This window comes from Pseudomonas izuensis (genome assembly GCF_002356535.2).
Taxonomy (GTDB): Bacteria; Pseudomonadota; Gammaproteobacteria; order Pseudomonadales; family Pseudomonadaceae; genus Aquipseudomonas; species Aquipseudomonas izuensis.
The window spans coordinates 1,944,512-1,968,331 of record NZ_AP017423.2 but is presented as its reverse complement, the minus strand read 5'-3'; the positions used below and the strand labels follow the sequence as shown (position 1 = coordinate 1,968,331).

At 59.2% G+C, this 23,820-nt stretch carries 21 protein-coding genes; 10 read left to right on the top strand and 11 right to left on the bottom strand.

From position 1 onward, the window contains the following. Positions 1–42: 42 nt before the first annotated feature. Both LAB08_RS08855 and LAB08_RS08850 read right to left on the bottom strand, forming a co-directional pair. Positions 43–3,090 (bottom strand): beta strand repeat-containing protein, encoded by a 3,048-nt coding sequence (locus tag LAB08_RS08855; protein ID WP_096512577.1) that lies wholly within the window; start codon positions 3,088–3,090, stop codon positions 43–45. A 392-nt stretch (positions 3,091–3,482) separates the two neighbouring features. Beyond that, entirely contained in the window at positions 3,483–5,000 is a 1,518-nt protein-coding gene (locus tag LAB08_RS08850; protein WP_096512578.1) for a nucleobase:cation symporter-2 family protein, read from the bottom strand. Between the two features lie 246 nt (positions 5,001–5,246). On the opposite strand from LAB08_RS08850, the gene LAB08_RS08845 reads away from it, so the two are divergent. Next, complete coding sequence (locus tag LAB08_RS08845; protein ID WP_096512579.1) at positions 5,247–5,528, top strand: BrnT family toxin; 282 nt, start codon at positions 5,247–5,249, stop codon at positions 5,526–5,528. 3 nt (positions 5,529–5,531) lie between these two features. Continuing rightward, on the top strand, positions 5,532–5,858 hold the full coding sequence (locus LAB08_RS08840; protein WP_096512580.1) for a BrnA antitoxin family protein: 327 nt from the start codon (positions 5,532–5,534) through the stop codon (positions 5,856–5,858). A 63-nt stretch (positions 5,859–5,921) separates the two neighbouring features. Here LAB08_RS08840 and LAB08_RS08835 read toward each other — a convergent pair whose 3' ends face one another. Continuing rightward, positions 5,922–6,749, bottom strand: coding sequence for an arylamine N-acetyltransferase family protein (locus LAB08_RS08835; protein ID WP_096512581.1), 828 nt, complete (start codon positions 6,747–6,749; stop codon positions 5,922–5,924). Between the two features lie 112 nt (positions 6,750–6,861). Continuing rightward, complete coding sequence (locus LAB08_RS08830; RefSeq protein WP_096512582.1) at positions 6,862–7,656, bottom strand: exodeoxyribonuclease III; 795 nt, start codon at positions 7,654–7,656, stop codon at positions 6,862–6,864. Positions 7,657–7,831: 175 nt separating this feature from the next. On the opposite strand from LAB08_RS08830, the gene LAB08_RS30285 reads away from it, so the two are divergent. Continuing rightward, complete coding sequence (locus LAB08_RS30285; protein ID WP_096512583.1) at positions 7,832–8,146, top strand: hypothetical protein; 315 nt, start codon at positions 7,832–7,834, stop codon at positions 8,144–8,146. A 55-nt stretch (positions 8,147–8,201) separates the two neighbouring features. On the opposite strand, the gene LAB08_RS08820 is transcribed toward LAB08_RS30285, so the two are convergent. The 4 genes from LAB08_RS08820 to LAB08_RS08805 form a co-directional block, all read right to left on the bottom strand. Beyond that, positions 8,202–9,608, bottom strand: coding sequence for a DUF1254 domain-containing protein (locus LAB08_RS08820; protein ID WP_096512584.1), 1,407 nt, complete (start codon positions 9,606–9,608; stop codon positions 8,202–8,204). Between the two features lie 141 nt (positions 9,609–9,749). Beyond that, entirely contained in the window at positions 9,750–11,321 is a 1,572-nt protein-coding gene (locus tag LAB08_RS08815) for a sensor domain-containing diguanylate cyclase (RefSeq protein WP_096512585.1), read from the bottom strand. A gap of 250 nt (positions 11,322–11,571) precedes the next feature. Next, a complete protein-coding gene (locus LAB08_RS08810; RefSeq protein WP_096512586.1) occupies positions 11,572–12,360 on the bottom strand; it encodes a WaaZ-like lipopolysaccharide core biosynthesis protein in 789 nt (262 codons plus the stop codon). A 94-nt stretch (positions 12,361–12,454) separates the two neighbouring features. Then, a complete protein-coding gene (locus LAB08_RS08805; protein ID WP_096512587.1) occupies positions 12,455–14,206 on the bottom strand; it encodes a L,D-transpeptidase family protein in 1,752 nt (583 codons plus the stop codon). Between the two features lie 83 nt (positions 14,207–14,289). Between LAB08_RS08805 and LAB08_RS08800 the strand changes: the two genes are divergently transcribed. The 6 genes from LAB08_RS08800 to LAB08_RS08775 all read left to right on the top strand — a co-directional run bounded on the left by LAB08_RS08800 (position 14,290) and on the right by LAB08_RS08775 (position 19,933). Further along, a complete protein-coding gene (locus tag LAB08_RS08800; RefSeq protein ID WP_096512588.1) occupies positions 14,290–14,994 on the top strand; it encodes a murein L,D-transpeptidase catalytic domain family protein in 705 nt (234 codons plus the stop codon). A gap of 102 nt (positions 14,995–15,096) precedes the next feature. Next, complete coding sequence (locus LAB08_RS08795) at positions 15,097–16,794, top strand: copper resistance system multicopper oxidase (RefSeq protein ID WP_096512589.1); 1,698 nt, start codon at positions 15,097–15,099, stop codon at positions 16,792–16,794. A 10-nt stretch (positions 16,795–16,804) separates the two neighbouring features. Further along, complete coding sequence (locus tag LAB08_RS08790; protein ID WP_096512590.1) at positions 16,805–17,707, top strand: copper resistance protein B; 903 nt, start codon at positions 16,805–16,807, stop codon at positions 17,705–17,707. Positions 17,708–17,761: 54 nt separating this feature from the next. Then, positions 17,762–18,145: a copper homeostasis periplasmic binding protein CopC gene (gene copC, locus LAB08_RS08785; RefSeq protein WP_096512591.1), complete on the top strand. Its 384-nt coding sequence runs from the start codon at positions 17,762–17,764 to the stop codon at positions 18,143–18,145. A gap of 3 nt (positions 18,146–18,148) precedes the next feature. Further along, entirely contained in the window at positions 18,149–19,066 is a 918-nt protein-coding gene (gene copD, locus LAB08_RS08780; protein ID WP_096512592.1) for a copper homeostasis membrane protein CopD, read from the top strand. 99 nt (positions 19,067–19,165) lie between these two features. Further along, the gene (locus LAB08_RS08775; RefSeq protein ID WP_436799355.1) at positions 19,166–19,933 is read left to right on the top strand and encodes a transporter substrate-binding domain-containing protein; all 768 of its coding nucleotides are present in this window, start codon (positions 19,166–19,168) and stop codon (positions 19,931–19,933) included. A gap of 85 nt (positions 19,934–20,018) precedes the next feature. Here the strand turns inward: LAB08_RS08775 and LAB08_RS08770 are convergent, their stop codons facing one another. Together LAB08_RS08770 and LAB08_RS08765 are read right to left on the bottom strand one after the other, a co-directional pair. Beyond that, positions 20,019–20,237 (bottom strand): hypothetical protein, encoded by a 219-nt coding sequence (locus LAB08_RS08770; RefSeq protein ID WP_096512594.1) that lies wholly within the window; start codon positions 20,235–20,237, stop codon positions 20,019–20,021. Between the two features lie 184 nt (positions 20,238–20,421). Continuing rightward, positions 20,422–20,763, bottom strand: a complete 342-nt coding sequence (locus LAB08_RS08765; RefSeq protein WP_096512595.1) for a DUF6124 family protein — start codon at positions 20,761–20,763, stop codon at positions 20,422–20,424. Positions 20,764–21,456: 693 nt separating this feature from the next. Between LAB08_RS08765 and LAB08_RS08760 the strand changes: the two genes are divergently transcribed. Further along, the gene (locus tag LAB08_RS08760; RefSeq protein WP_096512596.1) at positions 21,457–22,941 is read left to right on the top strand and encodes a sensor histidine kinase; all 1,485 of its coding nucleotides are present in this window, start codon (positions 21,457–21,459) and stop codon (positions 22,939–22,941) included. Here LAB08_RS08760 and LAB08_RS08755 read toward each other — a convergent pair whose 3' ends face one another. After that, entirely contained in the window at positions 22,942–23,637 is a 696-nt protein-coding gene (locus LAB08_RS08755) for a response regulator (RefSeq protein ID WP_096512597.1), read from the bottom strand. It abuts the gene before it with no gap. Positions 23,638–23,820 lie beyond the last annotated feature (183 nt).

Below are 23,820 nucleotides of genomic sequence, written 5' to 3'. Positions count from 1 at the left end.
GCGGCATGGACAAGCGTCGTTTCATGAGCCTGGGCGGCGTCCTTACAGGGTCAGATACGGGATCTGAGTTGTAGAGAGCGTACCCAGTTGGGTGGAGGTCATGGCGCCGACCTGAGTGTGGGTCAGTGCACCGACCTGGGAGGTCGACAGTGCACCGATCTGCGCCGTGGTCAGCGAGCTCACCTGCGTGGTGGTCAGGGCAGCAATATCCTTGGTAGTGATCGCTGCAACCTGTGCGGTGCTCATGGCCGCCAGAGTCGAAGTCGAGATACCCGCTACCTGCGCGACCGACAGCTGACCGACCTGAGTGGTGGACAGGTTAGTACCCAGCGCGCTGACCTGGGTGTACTTCAGGGCAGCGACCTGACTGCTGGTCAGGGCGGTGACCTGGGCACTTGCCAGAGCGCCGGCCTGGGCCGTCGTCAGGGCGCCGATATCAGCTACCTCGATCGCCTGAACCTGAGTGGTGCTCAGGCCGTTCAGCACCGAAGCCGCCAGACCCGATACCTGGGTGGTCGACAGGGCTGCGATTTCCTTGGTCGAGATCGCCTGCAACTGAGTCGTGCTCAACCCGGCCAGCAGCGAGGTGGTCAAACCAGCGGCCTGAGCCGTGGTCAGAGCGCCGAGCTGGGTGGTGGTGAAGTTCTGGCCCAGCGAGCTGACCTGGGTGTACTTCAAGGCTGCAATCTGGCCGGTGGTCAGGCTACCGACCTGAGCGGTCGACATCGCCGTCATCTGCGTGGTCGACAGTGCGCCGATATCAGCGGTCGAAACCGCTGCCACCTGGGCGGTGCTCAGGCTACCGACAACCAGGCCGGTGACCTGAGTGATGTTCAGTGCAGCGACCTGGCCAGTGGTCAGCTTGGCGGTCAGCGTGCCGACTTGAGTGGTCGTCAGCGCTGCCACCTGGGCAGTTGTCATGGCGGCGACACTGGTTGTTCCCAGAGAGCCCAACTGAGTGGTTGTCAGCGACGCGATATCACGGGTGGCAATGGCAGCAACCTGGGCAGTGCTCAGGGCAGCGATGGCAGTCGTGCTGATACCCGCTACCTGAGTGGTCGACAGTGTGCCGATCTGACCAGTGGTCAGGTTGGTGGCCAGCGTGCCGACCTGGGTGCTGGTCAGTGCTGCAACCTGTGCAGTGACCAGAGCGCCGACCTGGGCGGTGGTCAACGAGCCCAATTGCGCGGTCGACAGGGCGGCCACGTCTTTGGTTGAGATCGCCTGAAGCTGAGCAGTCGTCAGGTTACCCAGCGCCGTGGTCGACAGGCCGGAGACCTGCGCGGTGGACAGGGCAGCAATGTCCTTGGTCGAGATCGCCTGCAACTGAGCGGTGCTCAGCGAGCCCAGAACGGTGGTCGACAGACCTGCTGCCTGAGTGACGGTCAGCGCGCCAATTTGACCGGTCGTCAGGTTGGTCGCCAGTACGCCGACTTGGGCGGTGGTCAATGCTGTGACCTGGGCGGTCGTCAGCGCGGCGACACCTGCCGTTGTCAAACCGCCCAACTGGGTGGTGGTCAACTTCGCGATGTCCGCGGTGGAAATCGCGGCGACCTGAGCGGTGCTCAGGGCGGCCAACGCGGTGGTCGTGAGACCCGCAGCCTGCAACGTGGACAGCGTACCGATCTGACCGGTGGTCAGTTTGGCAGCCAGAGTGCCGACCTGGGTGCTGGTCAGTGCTGCGACCTGGGTGGTCACCAGCGAGCCGACCTGGGCCGTGGTCAGGGCGCCGACCTGAGTGGTCGAGAGCACGGCAACGTCTTTGGCCGAAATGGCCTGAAGTTGAGCGGTGGTCAGGTTACCCAGTGCGGTGGTCGACAGGCTCGCTACCTGCGCCGTCGACAGGACAGCGATGTCCTTGGTCGAAATGGCCTGCAGCTGGTTCGAGCTCAGCGAGCCCAGAACGGTGGTCGACAAACTGCCCGCTTGAGCGGCAGTCAGTACGCCAATCTGCGTGGTCGACATTTTTGCCGCCAGAGCGCCGACCTGGGTGTTGGTCATTGCCGTGACCTGGGCAGTCGTCAGGGAGGCGACGTCTGCGGTGGCAATGGCGCCCAGTTGGGCAGTGGTCAGTGCCACGATGTCTTTGGTCGAAATGGCCGCCAGCTGAGTGGTGGACAGCGCGGCCATTGCCGTGGTGCTCAGGCCTGTTGCTTGCGTGACCGACAGTGCGCCGACCTGGGCGGTGGTCAGTTTGGCCGCCAGGGTGCTGACTTGGGTACCGGTCAACGCGCCCGCCTGGATGGTCGTCAGCGCGTTAACCTGGGCAGTCGACAGGGCGCCGACCTGAGTGGTCGACAGCGCGGCAACGTCCGTGATCGAAATGGCTTGCAGCTGAGCGGTGGTCAGGTTGCCCAACGCGGAAGTCGACAGGCCCGATACCTGTGCAGTCGACAGCAGAGCAATGTCCTTGGTCGAGATCGCCTGCAACTGAGCAGTGCTCAGGCCCGCTAGTGCGGTGGTGGTCAGACCCGAGACCTGACCGGTGGTCAGTGTGCCGATCTGGCCGGTCGACAGCTTGGTGGCAACGGCGCCAACCTGCGCAGTCGTCAGCGCGGTGACCTGAGCGGTGGTCATTGCACTGGCGGCCGTGGTCGACAGAGCGCCGATCTGGGCGGTCGTCAGCGCCGCGATGGCTTTGGTGCTGAACGCTGCCACTGGAGTGGCGGTCATGGCACCCAGCACAGTGGTGGACAAGCCTTTGACCTGAGTCGCCGACAGTGCACCGATCTGGGCAGTGGTCATGTTGATGGCCAGTGCACCGACCTGAGTCGCTGTCAGGGCGGAAATCTGGGTGGTGGAAAACGCAGCCACCTGAGTGGTGGTCAGCGCGGCAACCTGGGCAGTAGCGAGTGCGGCGACATCCTGGGTGTTCAGCGCGCCCAGCTGCGAGGCATTAAAGGCTGCAATGGCGGCCGTGCTCAGCGAGACAACGTCGGCAGTCGACAGCGTGGCAATCTGGCTGGTGGTCAGAACCGCAGCCTGCGCAGTGCTGAGTGCGGCAATATCGGAAGTCGACAGTGCCGCGATCTGCTTGGTTGACAAAACGGCAATTTGAGCCGTTGACATTGACGTGACGATGGAGGTCATAGGGTTAACGTTCCTTGGAAGAATTGAGTAGCTGGCACCCTTAATCACTCTCGCATCGCCGCAAAACGAATCCACGAGTCTGTGCCATGTTCGAAGAGTTTATCGACATGGCCATTTGATACTTTAGGGATCAGGGAAACATTTAGTAACTGGCGTCGGGGCAAGCGGCAGCGGCCCTTCCTTCTTTAATAGGGATAGCGCAAATGGCTGGCCGTTTTTCTGTTTTGCAGCTGCGCTGGAAGGCTGTAAACCATTGATTCAGAAGGTTTTGTCTGACGCGTGGTAAGGGCGATTCCTTTGACCGGGCGGCTCAGGGGTTTTTGTGGTCGATAGAACAGCAAAAAGCCGATCTGTCTATTCAACAGATCGGCCCTTTTCATTCGCAATGAACGTCAGACATGCTCACCGCTCTTGGCATGCACCGCCCGCGGCTCTCCATGCCCGTGGTCTACTTCCACCACCGGAATCTCTTTCCCGTCGCAATCGTGCAGTTTGCCGTCACTGAAGTAATCCCCTTCGCGCAAGGCCGCCAGATCCTGATAACGCAAGACCCGCTCGGTCCCCGCCGCAAACACCGACTGCTGGTCGGAGTTGCCGGCCGTGAGGTGGTTGAAGGTCAGGTTCAGCACGATGGCCATGATGGCCGAGGAGCTGATGCCCGAGTGGAAGATCGTAGAGAACCAGCTTGGGAAGTGGTCGTAGAAGTTCGGTGCGGCAATCGGGATCATGCCGAAGCCGATGGAGGTGGCGACGATGATCAGGTTGACGTTGTTGCGGTAGTCGACCTTGGACAAGGTACGAATGCCACTGGCGGCTACGGTGCCGAACAACACGATTCCGGCCCCGCCGAGGACGGAGGTCGGCACGGCGGCGATGACCCGGCCCATGAATGGCAGCAAGCCGAGAATCACCAGGAACAGGCCTCCGGTAGCCACTACATAACGGCTCTTGATTCCGGTGACCGCCACCAGCCCGACGTTCTGGGCGAACGCGCTCTGGGTGAAGGAGCCGAAGATCGGCGCAACCATGCTCGACAGCATGTCGGCCCGCAATCCGTTGCCCAGCCGCTTGGAGTCAACCTTGGTGCCGATGATTTCACCGACCGCCAGGATGTCCGCCGAGGTTTCCACCAGGGTCACCATGACCACAATGCACATCGACAGGATCGCGGCGAAGTGGAAGGTCGGCATGCCGAAATGGAACGGTGTGGGGAAACCGAACATCGGGCCCTGGGTCACGGACGAGAAATCCGCCATGCCGAGGAACACCGCGATGATCGTGCCGATGACCATCGCCAGCAGGATCGACAGGCGGGAGATGGTGGCGCTGCCAATCTTGCTCAGCAACAGCACCAGCACCAGTGTCACCGCCGCCAGGCCGATATTGGCCATGCTGCCGAATTCAGGGGCATGGCTGTTGCCACCCATGGCCCAGCGTGCGGCCACCGGCATTAAGGTCAGGCCGATGGTAGTGATCACGATCCCCGTGACCAGTGGTGGAAAGAACTTGGTGATTCGAGAGAACACGGGCGTGATCAGCAACCCGATCAGGGACGCCGCAATCACCGCCCCCAGAATAGACTGAAACCCACCCTCCCCACCGCTGCTGACAATCGCCACCATTGTCGCAACGCCGGAGAACGACACGCCCTGCACCAGCGGCAATTGACAACCGAAAAACGGTAAGCCCAGGGTTTGCAGCAACGTGGCCAGCCCCCCCGCAAACAATGAAGCAGCAATCAACAAACCAATGTCCGCCGGCGACAGCCCGGCAGCCTGACCAATGATCAAAGGCACCGCGACGATGCCACCGTACATGGTCAGAACATGTTGCAGGCCGTAAGCCATATTCGCGCCGATCCCGAGATTTTCGTCTTCGGGCCGTTGGTGTGAAACATGGGGCGTTTTCATGTTAGGGGGTTCCCTGGTTTTTGTTATGCGCACACTGTATGCAAGACTCAGGACAAATGTCTATAGAGTTGTATACAACTTGCCATTCAAATTATGAACGGTTGGTCATGCAGGCTGTGTGCCATCGCGCCATAAACCTTGAAATACATCCTCCCGGTCCTCTCCCCTGCGCCCGCTAGTCTTTTGAGTTCCTGGCGACCCTCGGGCATGGTCGCCCCTCTTTCATATACATATAAAGTATGCATAATGAAGCCATTCGAAATTCAGTTTCACAAGGCAAAGAACGCAGCCAACAAACTCAAGCACAAGGGCATCAGCCTCGCCGACGCAGAACCGGTGTTCCATGACGAATACGCCCTGACCCTTCAGGACGATCACCATGATGAACAGCGCTGGATCACCATCGGACTCGATGGCAAAGGTCGTTTGCTGGTGGTTGTGTACACGTGGCGTGATCCAAATTTCGTTCGAATTATTTCGGCGCGCCTCGCCAGCAAAAACGAGCGCCGCCAGTATCTGGAGGCTTGACCCATGAAAGACGAGTACGACTTCAGCCTTGCCAAGCGTGGGGCCGTTGCCACCAGCAAAGGCAAGACCCGAATCACCATCATGCTCGATGATGTCGTCATCGAGGCTGCACGCGCCCTGGCAGAGAGCGAGGGGTATGGTTACCAGACCGCAATCAACAACACCCTGCGCCGGGCGCTGCTGACCGAGCAGGGCAAAGTTACAGAGCCCGGCACTGCCGGGCACCTCAAAAAGGGGATCACGAATTCGGAGCTGAAAAACCTGGAGAAAAAACTTGCGGAAGCCCTCAGGGAAATTCATCGCGTGCTGGAGCCTGAGGCCAGGCCCTAGGCCTGATGCAAAACGGGGCAGATTGTTTCAATCTGCCCCGTTTTTGTGTGCGCGATAACGCGCTTATTGCGGCTCGATCAGGCGCTCAAGCGTACGCATCAACGTCTCATTGGCCGGCACCCGGATGCCGAATTCGTTTTCCAGCAATGCGGTCAGCTCCTGCACATCGGCCACCTGCCGGCGTTCGCTGTCGCGGCCCATGCGATGGATCGCAAAATTGCCATTGTTGAGGGTGCGTCGCCACCCCTCCCCGGTCCGCGCCACCATCAGTTGCCTGGCGAACGATGATTCGGGATGGGTCGAGACGTACCAGTTGCCGACCGAGTAATCGATATCTTCCTGGCGCTGCAAATCGAAGATGTACATCGCTCGCCACTCGTCCCCGACCTTGGCACGCAGGGTGTAGCCGTCGGCGTGCTGCTCGATGCGATAGGGTTCGTGGGGAGTGAGTTGTTCAGCCCGGCTATCGAGCAACAGTGGCGCGGTGGGCACCATGCCGCCGAAGCCGACATCGGTGATGTAGCGCACACCGTCCAGGGTCACCAGGCTCAAGCGATGCGTTCGGGCAGTCCATGCACCCTCGGGCTGGCCCATGACCACGCGGCCGCTGATGCCACGCGCGTCGAAACCCAACTCTTGAAGCAAGGCGAGGAACAGATTGTTGAGTTCGTAGCAGTACCCGCCGCGCTCGCCGTGCAGGACCTTGCGCTCTACCGATGGCAAGTCGATCAGCACCGGTTCGCCCGACAGCGTGGTGAGGTTTTCAAACGCGAAGGCACCGGTGTGGCGCAGTTGAAGTTGACGCAAAGTCTCCAGGGTCGGCGCCGGGGGCGCATCGAAGCCCAGGCGTTGAAGGTACAGTCCACGGCTCGTCAGGCGTGTCTCGCTCATCGTTCAGTCCTTATGCACGCAGGCGACGGATCGTTCCGCCAATGGGCGCTATGTATAAGGGATGAACCGCTGCCGCCGACAATTGATTTAGCCAATCGCCCCGCCGGAAACATCAACGACGCTTTCGCGAGTCCAGTTGAATCCAGGTCGGCGCATGATCACTGGCATGGGGTTCGTTGCGCACCCAGGCATCGACGCCAGCGTCCTGCAAGTAAGGGCTCAACGCCGGATTGAGCAGCAGATGGTCGATGCGCAACCCGGAGTTCTTTTGCCAGTGCTGGCGAAAGTAGTCCCAGAAGGTGTAGAGCCGATCCTCCGGATACAAATATCGCAAGGAATCGGTCCAGCCTTGATCCAGCAAACGCTGGTAACACTCGCGGCTTTGCGGTTGCAGCAAGGCATCCTTGAGCCAGGAGCGCGGGTTGTAGATGTCCAGGTCGGTGGGAACCACGTTGTAGTCACCGGCCAGCACCACCGGGTGTTCGCTGCTTTGCAGCACCTGCGCATAGCGGATCAGCCGCTCGAACCACGCCAGCTTGTAATCAAATTTCGGTCCCGGTTGCGGGTTGCCATTGGGCAGGTACAGGCAACCCACCACCACCCCGTGCACGGCGGCTTCCAGATAGCGACTGTGGCTGTCGCCCTCATCGCCCGGCAACCCTCGCCGACTCTCCAATGGCTGTGCATCCCGCGCCAGAATCGCCACCCCGTTCCACGACGCCTGGCCCTGCCAGATAGCACCGTAGCCGCTGGCCTCAAGCTCGGCGGCGGGAAAGGCGCTGTCGACCGACTTGAGCTCCTGCAAACAGGCAATGTCCGGCTGCTCGCGATCAAGCCAGGCCAGCAGGTTCGGCAGCCGGGCACGCATGCCGTTAACGTTGAAGGTCGCAATCCGCAGTTTTTTCATGGTCGCCGCTCCATTTGGCCGGGTGTCAAGGTTGTGACCTTGATGCCTGACGGTGGTTGCGATGGTTGGAGGTTTGCCTTTTTACTCCACGCACACCACTCGTCATCCAGCCGGCACCAACCCGCCCGCCTTTCACACCAACATCAGGTAACGACTCATTTTTGGGAGACGGACCATGATGAACATCAAAGTCGCTTCACTCTTTCTCGCCGGATTATTGTCTGCAACGTCGCTGGCGTCCTTTGCCGCATCGGGCGAGGACGCGGATGCGACAGGCACCAAATCCCGCGCAACCAGCGGGCCCGTCATGCCGCCCGACAACACCCCCGCCTCGCCCTCCGGCGGCAATGCCGGTGATGGCGGTTCAACCGGATCCTCAAGCGGCAGTGCCGGTGGCGCCAGCGGTTCCGGCTCTGGTTCGGGTGCCGGTGGCGGCACCGGGTCGGCAGGCGGTGGAACCGGTGGTGCTGGCGGTGGGACAGGCACCTGAACGCGTAAAGGCGGCCGATGGTGAACTGTCGTCGGCTGCTTCCACTACCTGACACCTACATCTGCTTGACCGGCGGCGGGTTCCACTTGCCGTTCAACGCCTCCGCCTTCGGCCCGTACAGGCGCATGGTCAGGTTGAACGGCCCTTCAGGCGCCGGCAGCCAATTGGCCTCAAGCTCCTTGCCGGGGCTTTCTTTCTGGAAATAGAGGTCCAGCGAACCATCGGCGTTGTTCTTGAACGGCATCCAGCTGCTCACCGCAAAACGGTTGAGCCCATTGCCGACCTGAAAGCCTTCGGGATCGTACAGGGTGATCGACCAGAACGCGTTCACCGGCGGCGCCTCCCCTTTGGGGAAATGCAGCACGTATTTGTTTGCACCGTCGAGCGCCTTGCCGTTTGCATCGCCTATGTTCAATGGATAAATCGCATCCTCGGGCAGATTGGCGCCGAGCCCCACCTGGGCAACGACCGCGCGCTTGAGATAGTAGTTGCCATAGACACCCATGGTATCGGTGTTCATCGACCAGCCATTGACCACTCGTGCCAGGGTTTCCACTTTCCACTTCATCAACGCCTGCGCTTCTTCAGGCACGGTTTGCAGCGCAGCCTTGATTTCAGGCTCCAGCGCGTCCATGTCGAACGGCTTGCCGGGCTCGAGGCCGATCCGCTTGATCTGCGCCAGCATCGGTTGATCGGTGCTGTGGGCCGGATGCACGCTGAGCAATTCGGCGGCATAAGCGAAGTATTTGGCCGCCGGCAGGGTGTCGACCTGGATCTTCGGCGGGGTCTTCATGTCCACGGCCGGGTCGATCTGGACACTGACCGGTTCCGCGCTTTTACCGAGTCGCGACAGCGGCGTCACGGTGTAGCCCGCCTGGATCTTATGCACGGCCGCGTAGTCCGCCTCGCCGTCGGTCTTGGTCCGGCCGATGACCCAGACAAAAGGCGTCGGCGCCGGCAAGTGATTCAACCCGGCAGGCACCGTGCCGCTCCAACCCGGTGGCGTCACCAGAAACTGCGCAGCGTCGGTGCCTGTGGTGCGCCAGCCTGGCGAGGCGAACACGTCGCTCCACATGTCGAGCATCGGCAGCAAATAGAAACGCCCGGCGGTGTCCGGCGCGGAGATGACCAGCGGTTCCTTGGTCAAGTCGAGCCAGGCGATCGAATACAGGGTGTCGAAATTCGAGCGCACCACCCCTTTGAAACTCGCGGGCGGATACTGCGGCACGCTCACAAACATGTTCATCGGACCTTTGCCAAACTCCTTGCCCGGCTCGATGTTGGTGAACTGCTTGCGGGTAATGTCCATGGTCAGCAGCGGGTAGAAATAAACGTAGGCTTCAACGCCAATGGCGTGGGCTTCCTCGGAAGTGATTTTCGATTGCGCGTGACTGGCCAGTGGAAAGATAGCGGAGGCTGCAAGGGTGAGAGCTACGGCTGTCAATGCTCGGGTTATCAACATGTTAGCGATCGTCCGTGCGGTGGGAACACCTGCCGAAGCCGGCAGCGCTAACGGAACTCTAGACGATCAAATGAACGGGAACTGACAGGCGGACGACCGGCTCGCCGGGGTGTTGCGCAGATGAAACAACAGGACAAGCGCTCAACGATCCGAACGCATCAGCGCCTCGACGCCGCCCTCCATCGACAGCACGGCCGAACGATTGCGCCCCGAATGCTTGGCCTGATACAACGCCGCGTCCGCCCGCTGAACGAACACGTCCATGCTGTCCTGCCCCGTCGGCACGAACGAATAGCAACCAAGGCTGACCGTCACATAACCAATGGGCGATCCGGTGTGGCTGATGTTCTTGCCCATGACACTGCGGCGGATCTGTTCGGCAATGGTCATGGCGCCATGAATGTCAGTGTCGGGCAGCAACACCGCAAACTCTTCACCGCCGTAACGCACCGCCAGGTCGGCCTTGCGATGACAGCAACCTTTTACTGCCCTCGCGACCTGGGCCAGGCAATGATCCCCGACCACATGGCCATAGGTGTCGTTGTAACATTTGAAGTAATCGATATCGAGCATGATCAGGCTCAACGAGCTTTGCTGTCGTGCGCCGCGTCCGAACTCGATCTCCAGCGCCCGCTCGAACAACCGGCGATTGCCCAGGCCGGTCAGGCTGTCGTGGGTGGCGATCAGCTCCAGCGCTTGCTGAGCCTCGCGCAAATCCGCCTCGACCCGCTCACCGACACGCACCTGCCGGATGAAGACCCAGCCGAACAGACCGACGCCGAGCATGACCAACGCGACAATGACGCTGGAGCGAAACGCCGTGTCGTACCACCCCGCCAGAATCGAATCCCTGGACGATGCCGCCGAAACCACCAGCGGGTAAGCCTCCAGCTGCCGGTAGCCAAACAACCGCACGACGCCATCCACCATCGAAGTAAACATCGCGTTACCGGAGGGCGTCTGGGGCAGGAGGTTCTGGAAGATTTCGCCCTGGGCCAACGACGTACCGATCTGCGACTCCACGAACGGCCGTCGCGCCAGCAGCGTTCCATCGGTCAACGCGACGAACATCGAACCGTTGTCATCAATGCTGAAACTTTTGAAGAACTGGTCGAAGTACGACATCTTGATACCGGCCAGCAAGACACCCTGGAACTGACCGTTCCTGTCGTTCACCCGCTTGGAAACCGGAATGATCCATTCGCCATTTTCCCGGCTGCGAATCGCCGGGCCGATGTGCGCCACGGACGTCACATTCTGCTGGTGGAACTTGAAGTATTCGCGATCCGCCACGCCGGGACCACGGGGCAGACTCTCGAACGAGGTCACGACCCATTGGCCCTTCTGGTCAAACAGCAGGATCCCGTGTAATTGGTCCAGCGCCTGCACCCGCCGGGCGAAGGTTTTTTGCAGGCGGGGCCGCAGAGGCGCATCGAAACCGTCGACCTGGATCCAGTCCACTAGACTGGTCAACACCAGATCGGCCTTCATGAACGTATCTTCGGCCTGCTGCGCCATCGCCCGCGTCAGGTTCGACGAGGCGACCTGGGCCTGACTCAGGTCATGACGCCGGGATTGCTCCAGTTGCAGATAAAGCAAGGCGCACAGGCACAGACACACCGTGGCAATAAACAATACCGCTGCCTTGCGCAGCGGTATGCGTTTCAATGCAACGCCGGGGGTGGGGTGCGGGTCGTGAAAGCGTGTGGGCAAAAAAGCTCATCCTTCAAGGGCAACGCCTGGGCACCGGCCCAAAAGCCCTTAATTTTTGTGCGCGTAGTCTACGGGGTTATCGGGGATAAATGGGAGTCCCCGATCAAGCGATTCAGATACGTTGTGGTCGCCCCCTGCCCGATCGCGCATCAAGCAGAGCACAATGGGCGCCAGTGGCGTTTTTGCGGGTGAAATAGAGCCAGGTACAAGCAAAAAAAGCGCCTGTTTGTTTACCGATCAAGGACGGGAGTCAGATGAGCCTGTCAAGTTCATCGAGCGTCACTCGAGGAACCAGATTTGTAGGGATCCTTGAGTTAGCGGATAAGTTGTAGACCTGAAAATCCTTGTTCATGACGTATTTCGACAAAATCTCAAACGACGGCAGGATTCTCGTAAAGAAATGCTCATCGAGCACACAGGGAGAGGTGAACTTGCCTGCTACTTCGTAGAATCGGCCCACCGACGGGTCCAGATCGACTCCCACCAGGAATACCTTGCTGAACCCCACGTGATAGGCAAGTTGTAATGCCAGATAAGCGACCGTGCGAGCATCAAAGAAACCGCGCTTGAGATTCTTGCTGAAGCCCAGGGTTTTATTGCGGCCATTGCCAAGTTTACGGCTTCTGATCAGCTCGTCATCGCTACGGAACAGATCTCGCCATGTCAGTTTCGGCGCCCGCCTCAGCAGATACAAATCCCCCTGGGGCTTGAGCGTGGTATGCCAGACATGGCTTTCCCATAGTGCAACCCGCTCGCTGAGACGCATGGCTTGCGTAAAAAGATCTGGCTGCTGTTCGGAAAAACCCTGATCGGTACACACATAAAAAAACGGCTTGATACCTGTCCCGGTAAATTTCGAGATGGCACCGTTCATGGTAATCATTGGAACATCGGCGTACCTGTGCAAAGGAAAATCTTTGGCCGATGCCCCTGAAGCAATGATGAACACTGAACCTTTTTGAATGTTGCGGCACTCATCGAGGCCATGCACACGAGGCTGACCTTTGGTGAATGACGAGTTTTTCTGCGCAACGACCATCTTTGAATTCCCTATCCATGCCGAACGATCATCTGTGACTCGTTTTCATTACGATAGTTTTCATCGGAAAGCATCCGGACTTTTTTTCCGACGACTATTGCTCGCCTTTCCCTGTCACCACCAGTGGGTTTTCTGCCTGCGGTATTTCCAGGGCCGGCAGTTTCGAAGGCAAGTTCAACTGTTGCAGCACCGGAGTGTCGTAACCATAAACGTCCGGTTTGAACGTTACCCGCCCTTCTTTACTCAGGTCGACCGTCCAGTAAGCCAACAGCACCGGCACCCTGACCGGGAGCCTGATGTTTTCAGTCTTGCCATTGGCCAACTGTTTTTGAATGCCCTCGCTGTTCCAGCGTGCCGGGTCGTTGAATAACAGTTCGACCAATTGCAGCGGGTTTTCCACCCGGATGCAGCCGGAACTGGTGGCACGTACGGACTTGGCGAACAGCTCGCGATGGGGCGTATCGTGCAAATAGATCGCATAGTCGTTGGGGAAGCGAATGGCCACCTGCCCCAATGAATTATCAGGACCAGCATCCTGGCGCAGTGTCAGACCGCGAGCGTTGTACCAATCGACAGTCGCCGGATCGAGCACGTTGCCGTCGCGATCCAGGACTCTGATCCGGTTGGCCGCCAGGTAATCCGGGTTCTGTTGAATCTTGGGCAGCATATCCTTGACCAGAATCGTCGGCGGCACGGTCCAGGTGGGGTTGAAGGTGACGTAGGTGATCTCGGACTGAAACACCGGCGTACTGCGAATCGGCTTGCCGACCTGTACCCGGGAACGCCAGATCGGTTGACCGTCGCGGTACAGCGCCACTTTGTAGCCTGCAATGTCGACGACGACAAAAGTGCCCTGAAGCTTGTACAGCAACCACCGCGCCCGCTCCATGTTCACCCGGACCTGATCGATCCGAGCCTCGACCGGCACATTCAGCGCCGCCAGGGTCGTCGCCCCTGCCACCCCATCCGCGCCCAGGTACTGTTCGACTTGATATTTCTTCACCGCCGCGATGACTTTATCGTCGTAATCGCTGCGTTTGCTCTTATGTGGCTCCAGATACCCCCCGGCCACCAGGCGGGCCCGTAACTGGGCGACTGCAACACCGTCCATCCCCGGCTTGAGCGACTGCCCCTCGGCGACTTTCGGCCAACCGCCCGCATCCCGAACCTGACGCAACTGCGCCAGCGCCTCGCGCATGCTGCGATAAACCGCCTCTTGCGGCGGAGCTTTTGCAAACGCGCCTGCCACGTCGTGATCATCGAGGGCGACGAAGAAACTGTTCACATCTTCACGGGGATCAACCCCCACCGGGTCGAAATTCCAGTGAAAATCCAGCCGGGACGGATCGACTTTACCGCGCCGCAATTGCAGCAGCGCGGTGATGTAGGTGCGGGTCAACCCGATATCGAAAGCCGCCGATTGCGCCGGCGTTGGCGCGCTAGCCTGCATTGCCAGTTGCGCCTGGAGCAGTTCAGTGCCCCGGTAATCCGCAGGGTTCAAGCCATCGAATGCGGTCTCGTTCAGGCTTTTGAACAACTGGGTGACATCGCGCCCATTCGTCCAGGCGGCACGATAGTTGCGATGGGAATAGAAATCCAGGACGACGCGGTTAATGTCCGTCCGCTGGTGCTTGCGAGAAGTGAGCAGTGGCGGGAACGCCGATTGCAGAGGTTCCAGCACCGCCTGGATCGCCTGGCCAACCCCATCGTCAGGCGCCGCGGACACCGTGCTAACTGGAGGAGATACCTGCACGATCGGCGAAGTTTCACCAAAAGCAGTGCCGCTGATCAGAAAGACCATAAAAAATACGCGGCTTATGACGAATAACCTTGTTAATTGCACCATGGATAATCCTTAATCTCCCGCAAATCAAAAAGCTAGCGTTCCACTCGCTGCTAGACTCGATATATTCCTGATGAGATTTACTTATGGCGCTACATCGCTTTGGCTTTCTACTCACAGCGCTGCTGTTGACGTCGGCCTTCATACCCACAGCCTACGCCGATTCGCTTGAAGTCGCGCTGGCCAAAGCTGCCCCCAATGCCAATGCCAAGGTCATCGCCCTAGCGGTACGCGCCACCCAATGCACCCGCGCCCTGGGCGCGGCCCCGGCACAGAGACTAGCAGTGATCGACTACTCCCTCCCTTCGACCGAGCAACGGTTATGGGTGTTCGACCTGAAAAAGCGCAAATTGCTGTTCCACGAACTCGTCGCCCATGGCCGCAACAGCGGCGAAAACATGGCCACCCAATTCTCCAACCAGAACGAAAGCTACGCCACCAGCCTCGGCCTGTTCCGCACTCAGGAAAGCTATCGCGGCCAAAATGGCTATTCCTTGCGCATGGAAGGGCTGGAGCCAGGCTTCAACGATAACGCCTTTGACCGGGCAATCGTCATCCACGGTGCACCGTACGTCAGTCCGGTACTGGCTCGTGCCAACGGCCGAATCGGCAGAAGCCTCGGCTGCCCTGCAGTAAGGCCGGCGATTGCGCATCGGCTGATCGACTCAATGAAGGACGGGCAGTTGCTGTTTTCCTACTATCCCGATCAACGCTGGCTGAAGTCTTCTTCATACATTAATTGTGGGAGCGGCACGGTAGCGTCCTCCGAAAAGACTACGACGCGTCAGTAACCACCGCCCCGCCTGTCAAAACTGTAATCCCCGCCTCAGCCTGCTGAAAGGCAGCGCCCGTTAGCCTCGTCGACACGTTCACCAGGCTGACGGAAAAACGGCATGCACTCCAACACTTCAAGACGCACCTTCGTCAAAGGGCTGACCGCCGGCGGACTGCTTGGCGGCCTCGGGTTATGGCGCACACCGGTCTGGGCGATCACCAGCCCTGGCGAGCCACAGGTGCTGGCCGGCAGCGATTTCGAGCTGTTCATCGGCGAAACCCCGGTCAACATCACTGGCACCCCACGCACCGCAATGACCATCAACGGCAGCCTGCCCGGCCCTCTCCTGCGCTGGCGTGAAGGCGACACGGTGACCGTGCGGGTAAAGAACCGACTCAAGGACAACACCTCCATTCACTGGCACGGCATCCTGCTGCCCGCCAACATGGACGGCGTACCGGGCCTGAGTTTCAAAGGCATAGAGCCCGGTGGCCTGTATGTCTATCAATTCAAGGTCCGGCAAAACGGCACCTACTGGTACCACAGTCATTCCGGCTTGCAGGAACAGGCCGGCGTCTACGGACCGCTGGTGATCGATGCCAGGGAACCGGAACCTTTCCAGTACGACCGCGACTACGTGGTGATGCTGACCGACTGGACCGACGAAGATCCGGTCAGTCTGATGAAGACCCTTAAAAAACAATCCGATTACTACAACTACGACAAACGCACCGTCGGCGACTTCATCCACGATGTCAGCGAGAACGGCTGGGGCGCGACGATCGCCGATCGCAAGATGTGGGCCGGGATGAAGATGAACCCCACCGATCTGGCCGACGTCAGTGGCGCCACGTACACCTTTCTGATCAACGGCCAGGCGCCGGACGCCAACTGGACGGGAATGTTCCGTCCCGGTGAGAAACTGAGGCTGCGGTTCATCAACGGCTCCGCGATGACCTACTTCGACGTGCGCATTCCCGGTTTGAAAATGACCGTGGTCGCTGCCGACGGTCTCTACGTCAAACCGGTGGATGTCGACGAGTTTCGCATCGCGGTGGCGGAGACCTTTGACGTGATCGTCGAGCCGACCCTCGACGCCTACACCCTGTTCGCCCAATCGATGGATCGCACGGGTTATGCCCGTGGCACGCTGGCGGTGAAGGCCGGTTTGTCGGCGGCTGTGCCACCCCTGGATCCGCGTCCCCTGGTCACCATGGATGACATGGGAATGGGTGGGATGGACCACGGCAGCATGGCCGGCATGGACCACAGCGCCATGGCCATGCCCGGCATGCAAGCCCATCCCGCGTCGGAAAACGACAACCCATTGGTGGACATGCAGGCCATGACCACCTCACCCAAACTCGACGATCCGGGCCTCGGCCTGAGAAACAATGGTCGCCGGGTCCTGACCTATGCCGACCTGCGCAGCACCTTCGACGATCCGGATGGCCGCGAGCCCGGCCGCACCCTCGAGTTGCACCTCACCGGGCATATGGAGAAGTTCGCCTGGTCGTTCAACGGCGTGAAGTTTTCCGACGCCGAGCCGCTGCTCCTCAAATATGGCGAGCGCGTCCGGGTGGTGCTGGTCAACGACACGATGATGACGCACCCCATCCACCTGCACGGCATGTGGAGCGACCTCGAAGACGAGAACGGCGATTTCAGGGTGCGCAAACACACCATCGACATGCCACCGGGCTCCCGACGCAGCTATCGGGTCACCGCCGATGCGCTCGGGCGCTGGGCTTATCACTGCCATCTCCTGTACCACATGGAAATGGGCATGTTCCGTGAAGTTCGCGTGGAAGAATGAGGCGCTACCCATGATCAGGCTCACCCCTATAGCCTTGGCCCCCATCGCCTTGGCCCTCGTCACCCTCGGGCCGACGCTTTCGTCGGCGATAGCAGCCACCCATGACATGCAGGGCATGGACCATGGCCAGATGACCGGAATGGACCATAGCCAGATGCAGCCCATGGATCACGGCCAAATGCAGCCCGCTGCACCGGCCGAAAGCCGTACACCCATCCCGCCGCTGACCGAAGCCGACCGCGTCGCTGTCTACGCAAGCCCCAAGGGCCACACCGTGCATGACCGCGCGCTCAACTCACTCTTGCTCGCTGACAAGCTTGAGTGGCAGGACGCCGACGACGGCAGCACCCTGGCCTGGGATCTGTCGGGCTGGATCGGCGGCGACATCGATCGCCTGTGGCTGCGATCCGAAGGCGAACGCACCAACGGCAAGACCGAAGATGCTGAAATCCAGGCACTCTGGGGCCACGCCATTTCGCCGTGGTGGGACCTCGTGAGCGGCGTGCGCCAGGACTTCAAACCCGGCCCCCCGCAAACCTGGGCCGCCTTCGGCGTACAAGGCATGGCGCTGTACAACTTTGAAGCCCAAGCCACGGCCTTCCTTGGCGAAGGCGGCCAGACCGCTGCGCGTCTGGAGGGCGACTACGACATCCTCCTGACGAATCGACTCATTCTGCAGCCGACCGCCGAACTCAACTTTCACGGCAAAAACGACCCGCAGCGCGGTATCGGTTCCGGGCTGTCCAACAGTGAAGCCGGCCTACGCGTGCGCTATGAAATCCGCCGGGAATTCGCACCTTACATCGGTGTGACCTGGAACCGCACTTACGGCAAAACCGCCGATTTTGCCACCGACGAAGGCGAGGACCGCAGCGAGGCACGCCTGGTTCTCGGTGTGCGCATGTGGTTCTGACCCCAATCATCCAATCACCCACAATCAGCCGCTTCAAGCGGCAAGAGGCCCTGCATGCGCACGTTCAAAACCATCGCTATTGCCATCGCATTTTCAAGCGGACTGCTACTGAGCGCCCTCGCCCAGGCCCACCCGAAACTGCTCTTCTCCATACCCGCCGAAGGCACGGAGGGCTCAGCGCCGGGAACCATCGAATTGCACTTTTCCGAAAACCTCGTGACCCAGTTTTCCGGGGCGAAACTGGTCATGACCGAAATGCCCGGCATGGCGCACTCGCCCATGCCCATGAAAGCCAAAGTCAGCGGCGGCGGCGATCCGAAAACCATGCTCATCACCCCCGTCTCTCCGCTGCCTGCGGGCGCCTACAAAGTCGAGTGGCGCGCGGTATCGTCGGACACCCACCCGATCACCGGCAATGTCGCGTTCAAAGTGAAGTGATCGATGAGCGAACTGGCCAACATCACCCTGCGTTTTGTGCTGTACACGGATTTGATGCTGCTGTTTGGAGTGGCGCTCTTTGGTCTGTACAGCCTCAGAGGGCAGGAACGGATTTCGGGGATGGTGTTGCCGTTTCGCTCGCTATTGAGGGGAACCATCATGCTCGGCGTATTGCTGTCCGTCGCCGGCATGTTTTTGCTGGCAAGTGCCATGAGCGGTGAATCAAATATCGCCGCACTGTACCCGCACATTGAAATGATGGTGTTGGAAACGGACGTTGGGCGGGCCTGGTTGGTGCGGATCATTGTGCTGGTTGTCGCTGCAATCGCAATGATGCTCAACCGACGTGCACCTGGCGCCAGCTTGCTCGTCGCGACTATCGCTGGCGGCATCGCCCTTGCTTCCCTGGCCTGGAGTGGCCACGGGGCAATGGATGAAGGCGCCTGGCATTTCACCGCGGACATTCTGCACATGCTAGCGGGTGGCGCCTGGCTTGGTGCACTGGTTGCGTTTGCCTGGATGTCACAGACCGACGCACTGCAAACCGAAAATCGCATCCGTCTGCTGGCTCGAGCCGTTACCCGGTTTGAATCCATCGGCGCAGTGATCGTGGTTGTCATCGCGGTGAGCGGGGTTGTGAACTACCTCTACATCGCCGGGCCCAAACTGTCGCTCGGCACCTACGGTATTTTGCTGTTCGTCAAAGTGGCGCTGTTTGCAGGCATGCTCGTACTCGCCGCGCTGAACCGCTTTCATTTAGGGCCGACGCTTGAGCGTTCTTTGCGCGATGGGCAGTATCGAGTGGCGGCGAATGCGTTGCGGCGCAGCGTCATGGTGGAGCTCGCAGCAGCGGTGTTGATTGTGGGATTGGTGGCGTGGCTTGGAACCTTGAGCCCGGAAGCAGAAATCGGCGACCTGTAGCGGGCGCCCGTTTTCCCTGAAAGTTTCACTACACTCCCCCGTTCAAAACCACTCCATCACAAAAGCCCGACAACAATGAAAAACATCAACACCCCCCTGATGCTCAGTGGCCTGCTCGCGCTATCGTTTGGCACCCAGGCTCAGGAAGGCCCTTCGCACCTGGACAGCGTCATTCAACAAGGCCAACTGCGCGTCTGCACCACGGGCGACTACAAACCCTATACCTTTAAAGCCGAGGACGGCGAATACTCGGGCATCGACATCGCCATGGCCCGCTCCCTGGCCGACAGCCTCGGCGCCAAGGTCGAGTGGGTGCCCACCACCTGGAAAACCCTGATGCCCGACATGCTCGCCGGCAAATGCGACATCGGCATGGGCGGCATCTCCGTCACCCTGGAACGGCAGAAAAAAGCCTTCTTCAGCACCACCCTCGACGTCGACGGCAAAATCCCGCTGGTGCGCTGCGAAGAGCAGGCGCAATACCAAACCATCGACCAGATCAACCAAACCACGGTTCGCCTGGTCGAACCCGCTGGCGGCACCAACGAAGCCTTCGTCCATGCCTTCCTGCCCAAGGCGCAATTGCAACTGCACGATAACGTCACCATCTTTCAGCAACTGCTGGACAAAAAGGCTGACGTGATGATCACCGATGCTTCGGAAGCGCTGTACCAGCAGAAACTCAAACCGGGGTTGTGTGCGGTCAATCCGACGCAGTACATGCAATATGGGGAGAAGGCTTACTTGCTGCCGCGTGATGATATGACGTGGAAGTTGTATGTGGATCAGTGGCTGCATTTGGCCAAAGTGACGGGGAATTATCAGAAGGTTTTGGGGCAGTGGATAGCGGTGCCTGAGGCTAAATGACAGAACATTTTTTCGAACAGTAAAAAGGGCGTCCCTCTTCAGGGGCGCCCTTTTTCGTTGCGGATGCCAGGTGATTTGTTACTGATCAGTCATCGTGCAGCAGGCCCGAGCTGTACTCACCGAAGCTGTTGCCGAGCGCGCTGCCGTGGAAATTCATCTTGTTGGGGCTATTGGTGGGCCCCGGGCCGAAGCCGGCTGACGGCACGCTTTCTTCGGAATAGCGGTTTGTGGTGCTCACCCCCGAACAGGCGCTCAACAGCACAGCACTGGTGACGAGTGCGACCTTGATGACGTTTGAGATCATTTTCTATGTCCTGTTGGGTGGAGGCGCGATGGGTTGACCTGATGCTTTTATCCTAGGCCGTTCGCCCGGCGGGAATGATGAAACTTTGTGGGGTGACAGCGTTGGTTCAGGTGCGGTGGGTTCTTAAATAAAAAGGACGCCTCTTATGGGCGTCCTCCTCCAACAAGAATTGCCAGCCGTGCATTCATACACTTTCGGGTGGGTCGACATTATCCAGTGCCCGATTCACCAACAGCTCCCCAACTACCGCCAACTGTTGAATCGACAACGCCAGACTGCGCGGTGAACCTTCGAGCTTACAAGCCAGGTCGGTGGTGAGGACGTTTAGCGATGCGAGCGTTTCGCAGGCGTGACAAAGCAAGGTTTCAGTGTCGACGTTGGGAACGATGGTAAACACGTGACAGATGGGATCGGCGTGATTCGGATTGCGTAGGCGTTTACTGACAGCGCGATGACTGGCTTTGGAGAGCTGATCGAGATCGGAAGCAGTTGGCGCTTCCGGAGGATCCGGCGTTATTTTTTTCATTATTTGCGTTCCTAGAATTAATTAAAGGAACTGCCAGCATCACTTCCACATGATGGGTGGCAGCTGTGCGCAGGTGTGGAAGACCGGGGATCTAGGAACCCGGCGCACCCGAAAGTGCCCCGCGCACAGCCGCCATAATTTAACAGCAGACATGAAAAAAGCGCCTGCTTAAATTTAGGTGGCGCCTGTGCGCCTAGATCTTGTGAAGGGCTTCCACACCCTTGTCGCTGATTTTGCAGCGACGGGAAGAAGGTTATCTGGGCGGCTGGGGTGGAACAAGGTGGGCGATGTGGACGCGGCTTGAGGGAAACTTCCTACATTTAGAATATGCCATTCAACAGTTTAAAAATCTCACGAAGCGCGGTGAGATGTGATTGCAAACTCAATGATCCTCAGGGAATAGCCCATTCCTTCATCGTCGAGGGAGTCGCCGCTGTAGAAGACTTGGGTCACCTCTTGCTCTGGCGTAAGCCCATAAACCGGCGCAAGACCGGCATCGCCACCACGACCTTGTCACACTGCCCCCAATACCCACAGATTGTCAGCCCCCCGTGAAGCTGTCGAATCGCTCTACAGTGAACTACTGTCAGTCATGGGCGTGGTGCCCACGGGACACCCGCCCCGGCATTTTCCAGATGTCCGTTGAGTTGCAAGGTTTTCCAACCGACTGATCACGTTCAGGGAACCAGGCCGATGCCAAATGCAGACGTCGAATCAAAAAACGGGACTTTTATCGCGCAGGAGACTGAGAATTTGATCGGACCTGCCCCGGTTTCCGATGCGGCCCGCAACGGAATCTGGCGCACCCGGATCACGGCACAGGCGCGCGATCTGAGTCGCTCGACTCAGTTTGTCATTGCCGCCGCACTGATCCTGGGACTGACCATGTTCTTCGTCGGCAATCTGGTAAGCGTAGGCATAGAAAATGCCGCGGTACAAAGCGCGGCCGAAGCAGGCGCTCAGTACATGGATACGTTTCTGGAGCCCTATGTCCAGGAAATGAGCCGGGACAATGGCCTTTCGGCTGAAAGCGTCCAGTCCCTGGACCGCCTCACGCAAAGTCGTTCGTTAAAACAGCACATTGTCTCGATCAAGATCTGGCGAGCCGATGGCACAGTGGTCTACAGCACGAACAAAGCCATCACCAACCACAAATTTCCACTCGATGAGATCAGGGAGGCACTCAAGGGCAACGTGGTCACCGACCTTAAAGACCTGGACGAGGATGAGAACGAGTTCGAACGTGAGCTCAACCTGCCGCTCTATGAAATCTACGCACCCCTGCGGGACTCCAGTTCCGGAAAAATCATCGCGGTGGGCGAGTTTTATGAAAAGGCCGATAGCCTGAAGCGCGAGGTCAATCAGGTTCGGGAGCAGGTATGGGTGGTCGTTGGCGCCGCGACGCTGGCCATGCTGACGCTGCTTTTCTTCATCGTGCGACGCGGTGACAAGATTATCCAACAACAACAAGTGGCACTGCGCTTGCGGCTGCAGGAACAAACCCGATTGCACATCAGCAATGCCGAACTCCAGCGCAAAATAGCGACGGCGACCCAGGAGTTTTCCCGTGTCAACGAACTCACCTTGAGGCGAATTGGTGCAGACCTGCACGATGGGCCGGCGCAGTTACTGACCTTGATTCTGATCCGGCTCGACGACTTGGTCGAAAATTGCTCCGCTGTCGACCAGGAATCGCTGGAAACCATTCGTGGCGCCGCCACCGACGCATTGCGTGAAGTCCGCGATTTGTCCCGAGGCCTGGCACTTCCGGAAATCAACGACTTGAGCCTGGTGGAAGAGTTGCAACTGGTGGCACAACGGCACGAGCAACGCACGGGCACCAAGGTCACATTAAACCTGGCGCGGCTACCGAAGGTCGCGCCACTGCCGCTCAAACTCTGTTTGTACCGTTTTGTGCAAGAAGCCCTCAACAACGCTTACCGTTATGCCAACGGCGAGGGTCAGGTCATCCAGGCGCAATACAGTGATGACGTATTGAACATCAGCGTCAGGGACAGGGGTCCAGGCATGGCGGCGGATGCCATGCTGCTCGAAAAATCCGGCAGAACCCGATTGGGGCTCGCCGGATTGCGTTATCGCGTTGAGTCTCTGGGCGGGCTGTTCAGCATCGACTCCTGCGCCTCTGGCACGTCGGTCAATGCACAGTTCAAACTCTAGTCAGGAGCCACTCCGGGGATCCACTTGGTTTTTTCCCGCGCCGGGATGAAGTCGCCCAACCGCTTCGCGCTCCCAATAACGCCGTAGGGCAGCGACCGCTTCGACACGATTTCGGGCGTGCAGTTTCTGCATCACGCTGCTCATGTGGTTCTTGACGGTTTGTTCGCTGATCAACAGCTTTGATGCAACTTCCTTATTGGTCAGCCCCGTTGAAACTTCACGGATGACCTGCTCCTCACGATGGCTCAGATCCAGCGGGTGAACTTCCGCTTCGTGTTCCTTGATGTTACTCAGCAGCTTGTTGGCAACCTCGGGGGTGATATAGGTCTCACCCTTGGCAACCGACCTGATCGCCTGGACGAGTTCCGGTCCGCTGACACCTTTCAACACATACCCGCGCGCGCCGGCTTCCAGTGCCAAAAAGGCGTCATCTTCGGATTCTGAAACCGTCAGCATCAGCACCTTCACCGACAACTGCGTGGAAATGAACCGCACCGCGGCGAACACATCGCCCGGCATATTGACGTCCATCAACATCACGTCCGGACGCGTCCTCTGGGCAATATCCCTGGCATCTTCCGCGTTGGCACCCTGCTCGACGACGTGAAGATCCGCCCGTTTTTTCAATGTATTGGCAACGCCCTCACGCAACAGCGGATGATCGTCGACAATGCCGATGCGAATAAATGGATTCATGACGCGCTCCCGAAAGGACCAGCACTCGAACACCCATTGATTAATAGCAGGTAACCGGGGATGACGCCTGTCGCGAACCGTGCAAAATGGCCCCCCATTAGCCGGTCTCAAGTCAAGGCTAAATGCCACCTCAGCCCCACACCCCCATTCCTGTTAAACTCCCCCACCTCCCAGCCTCACCGA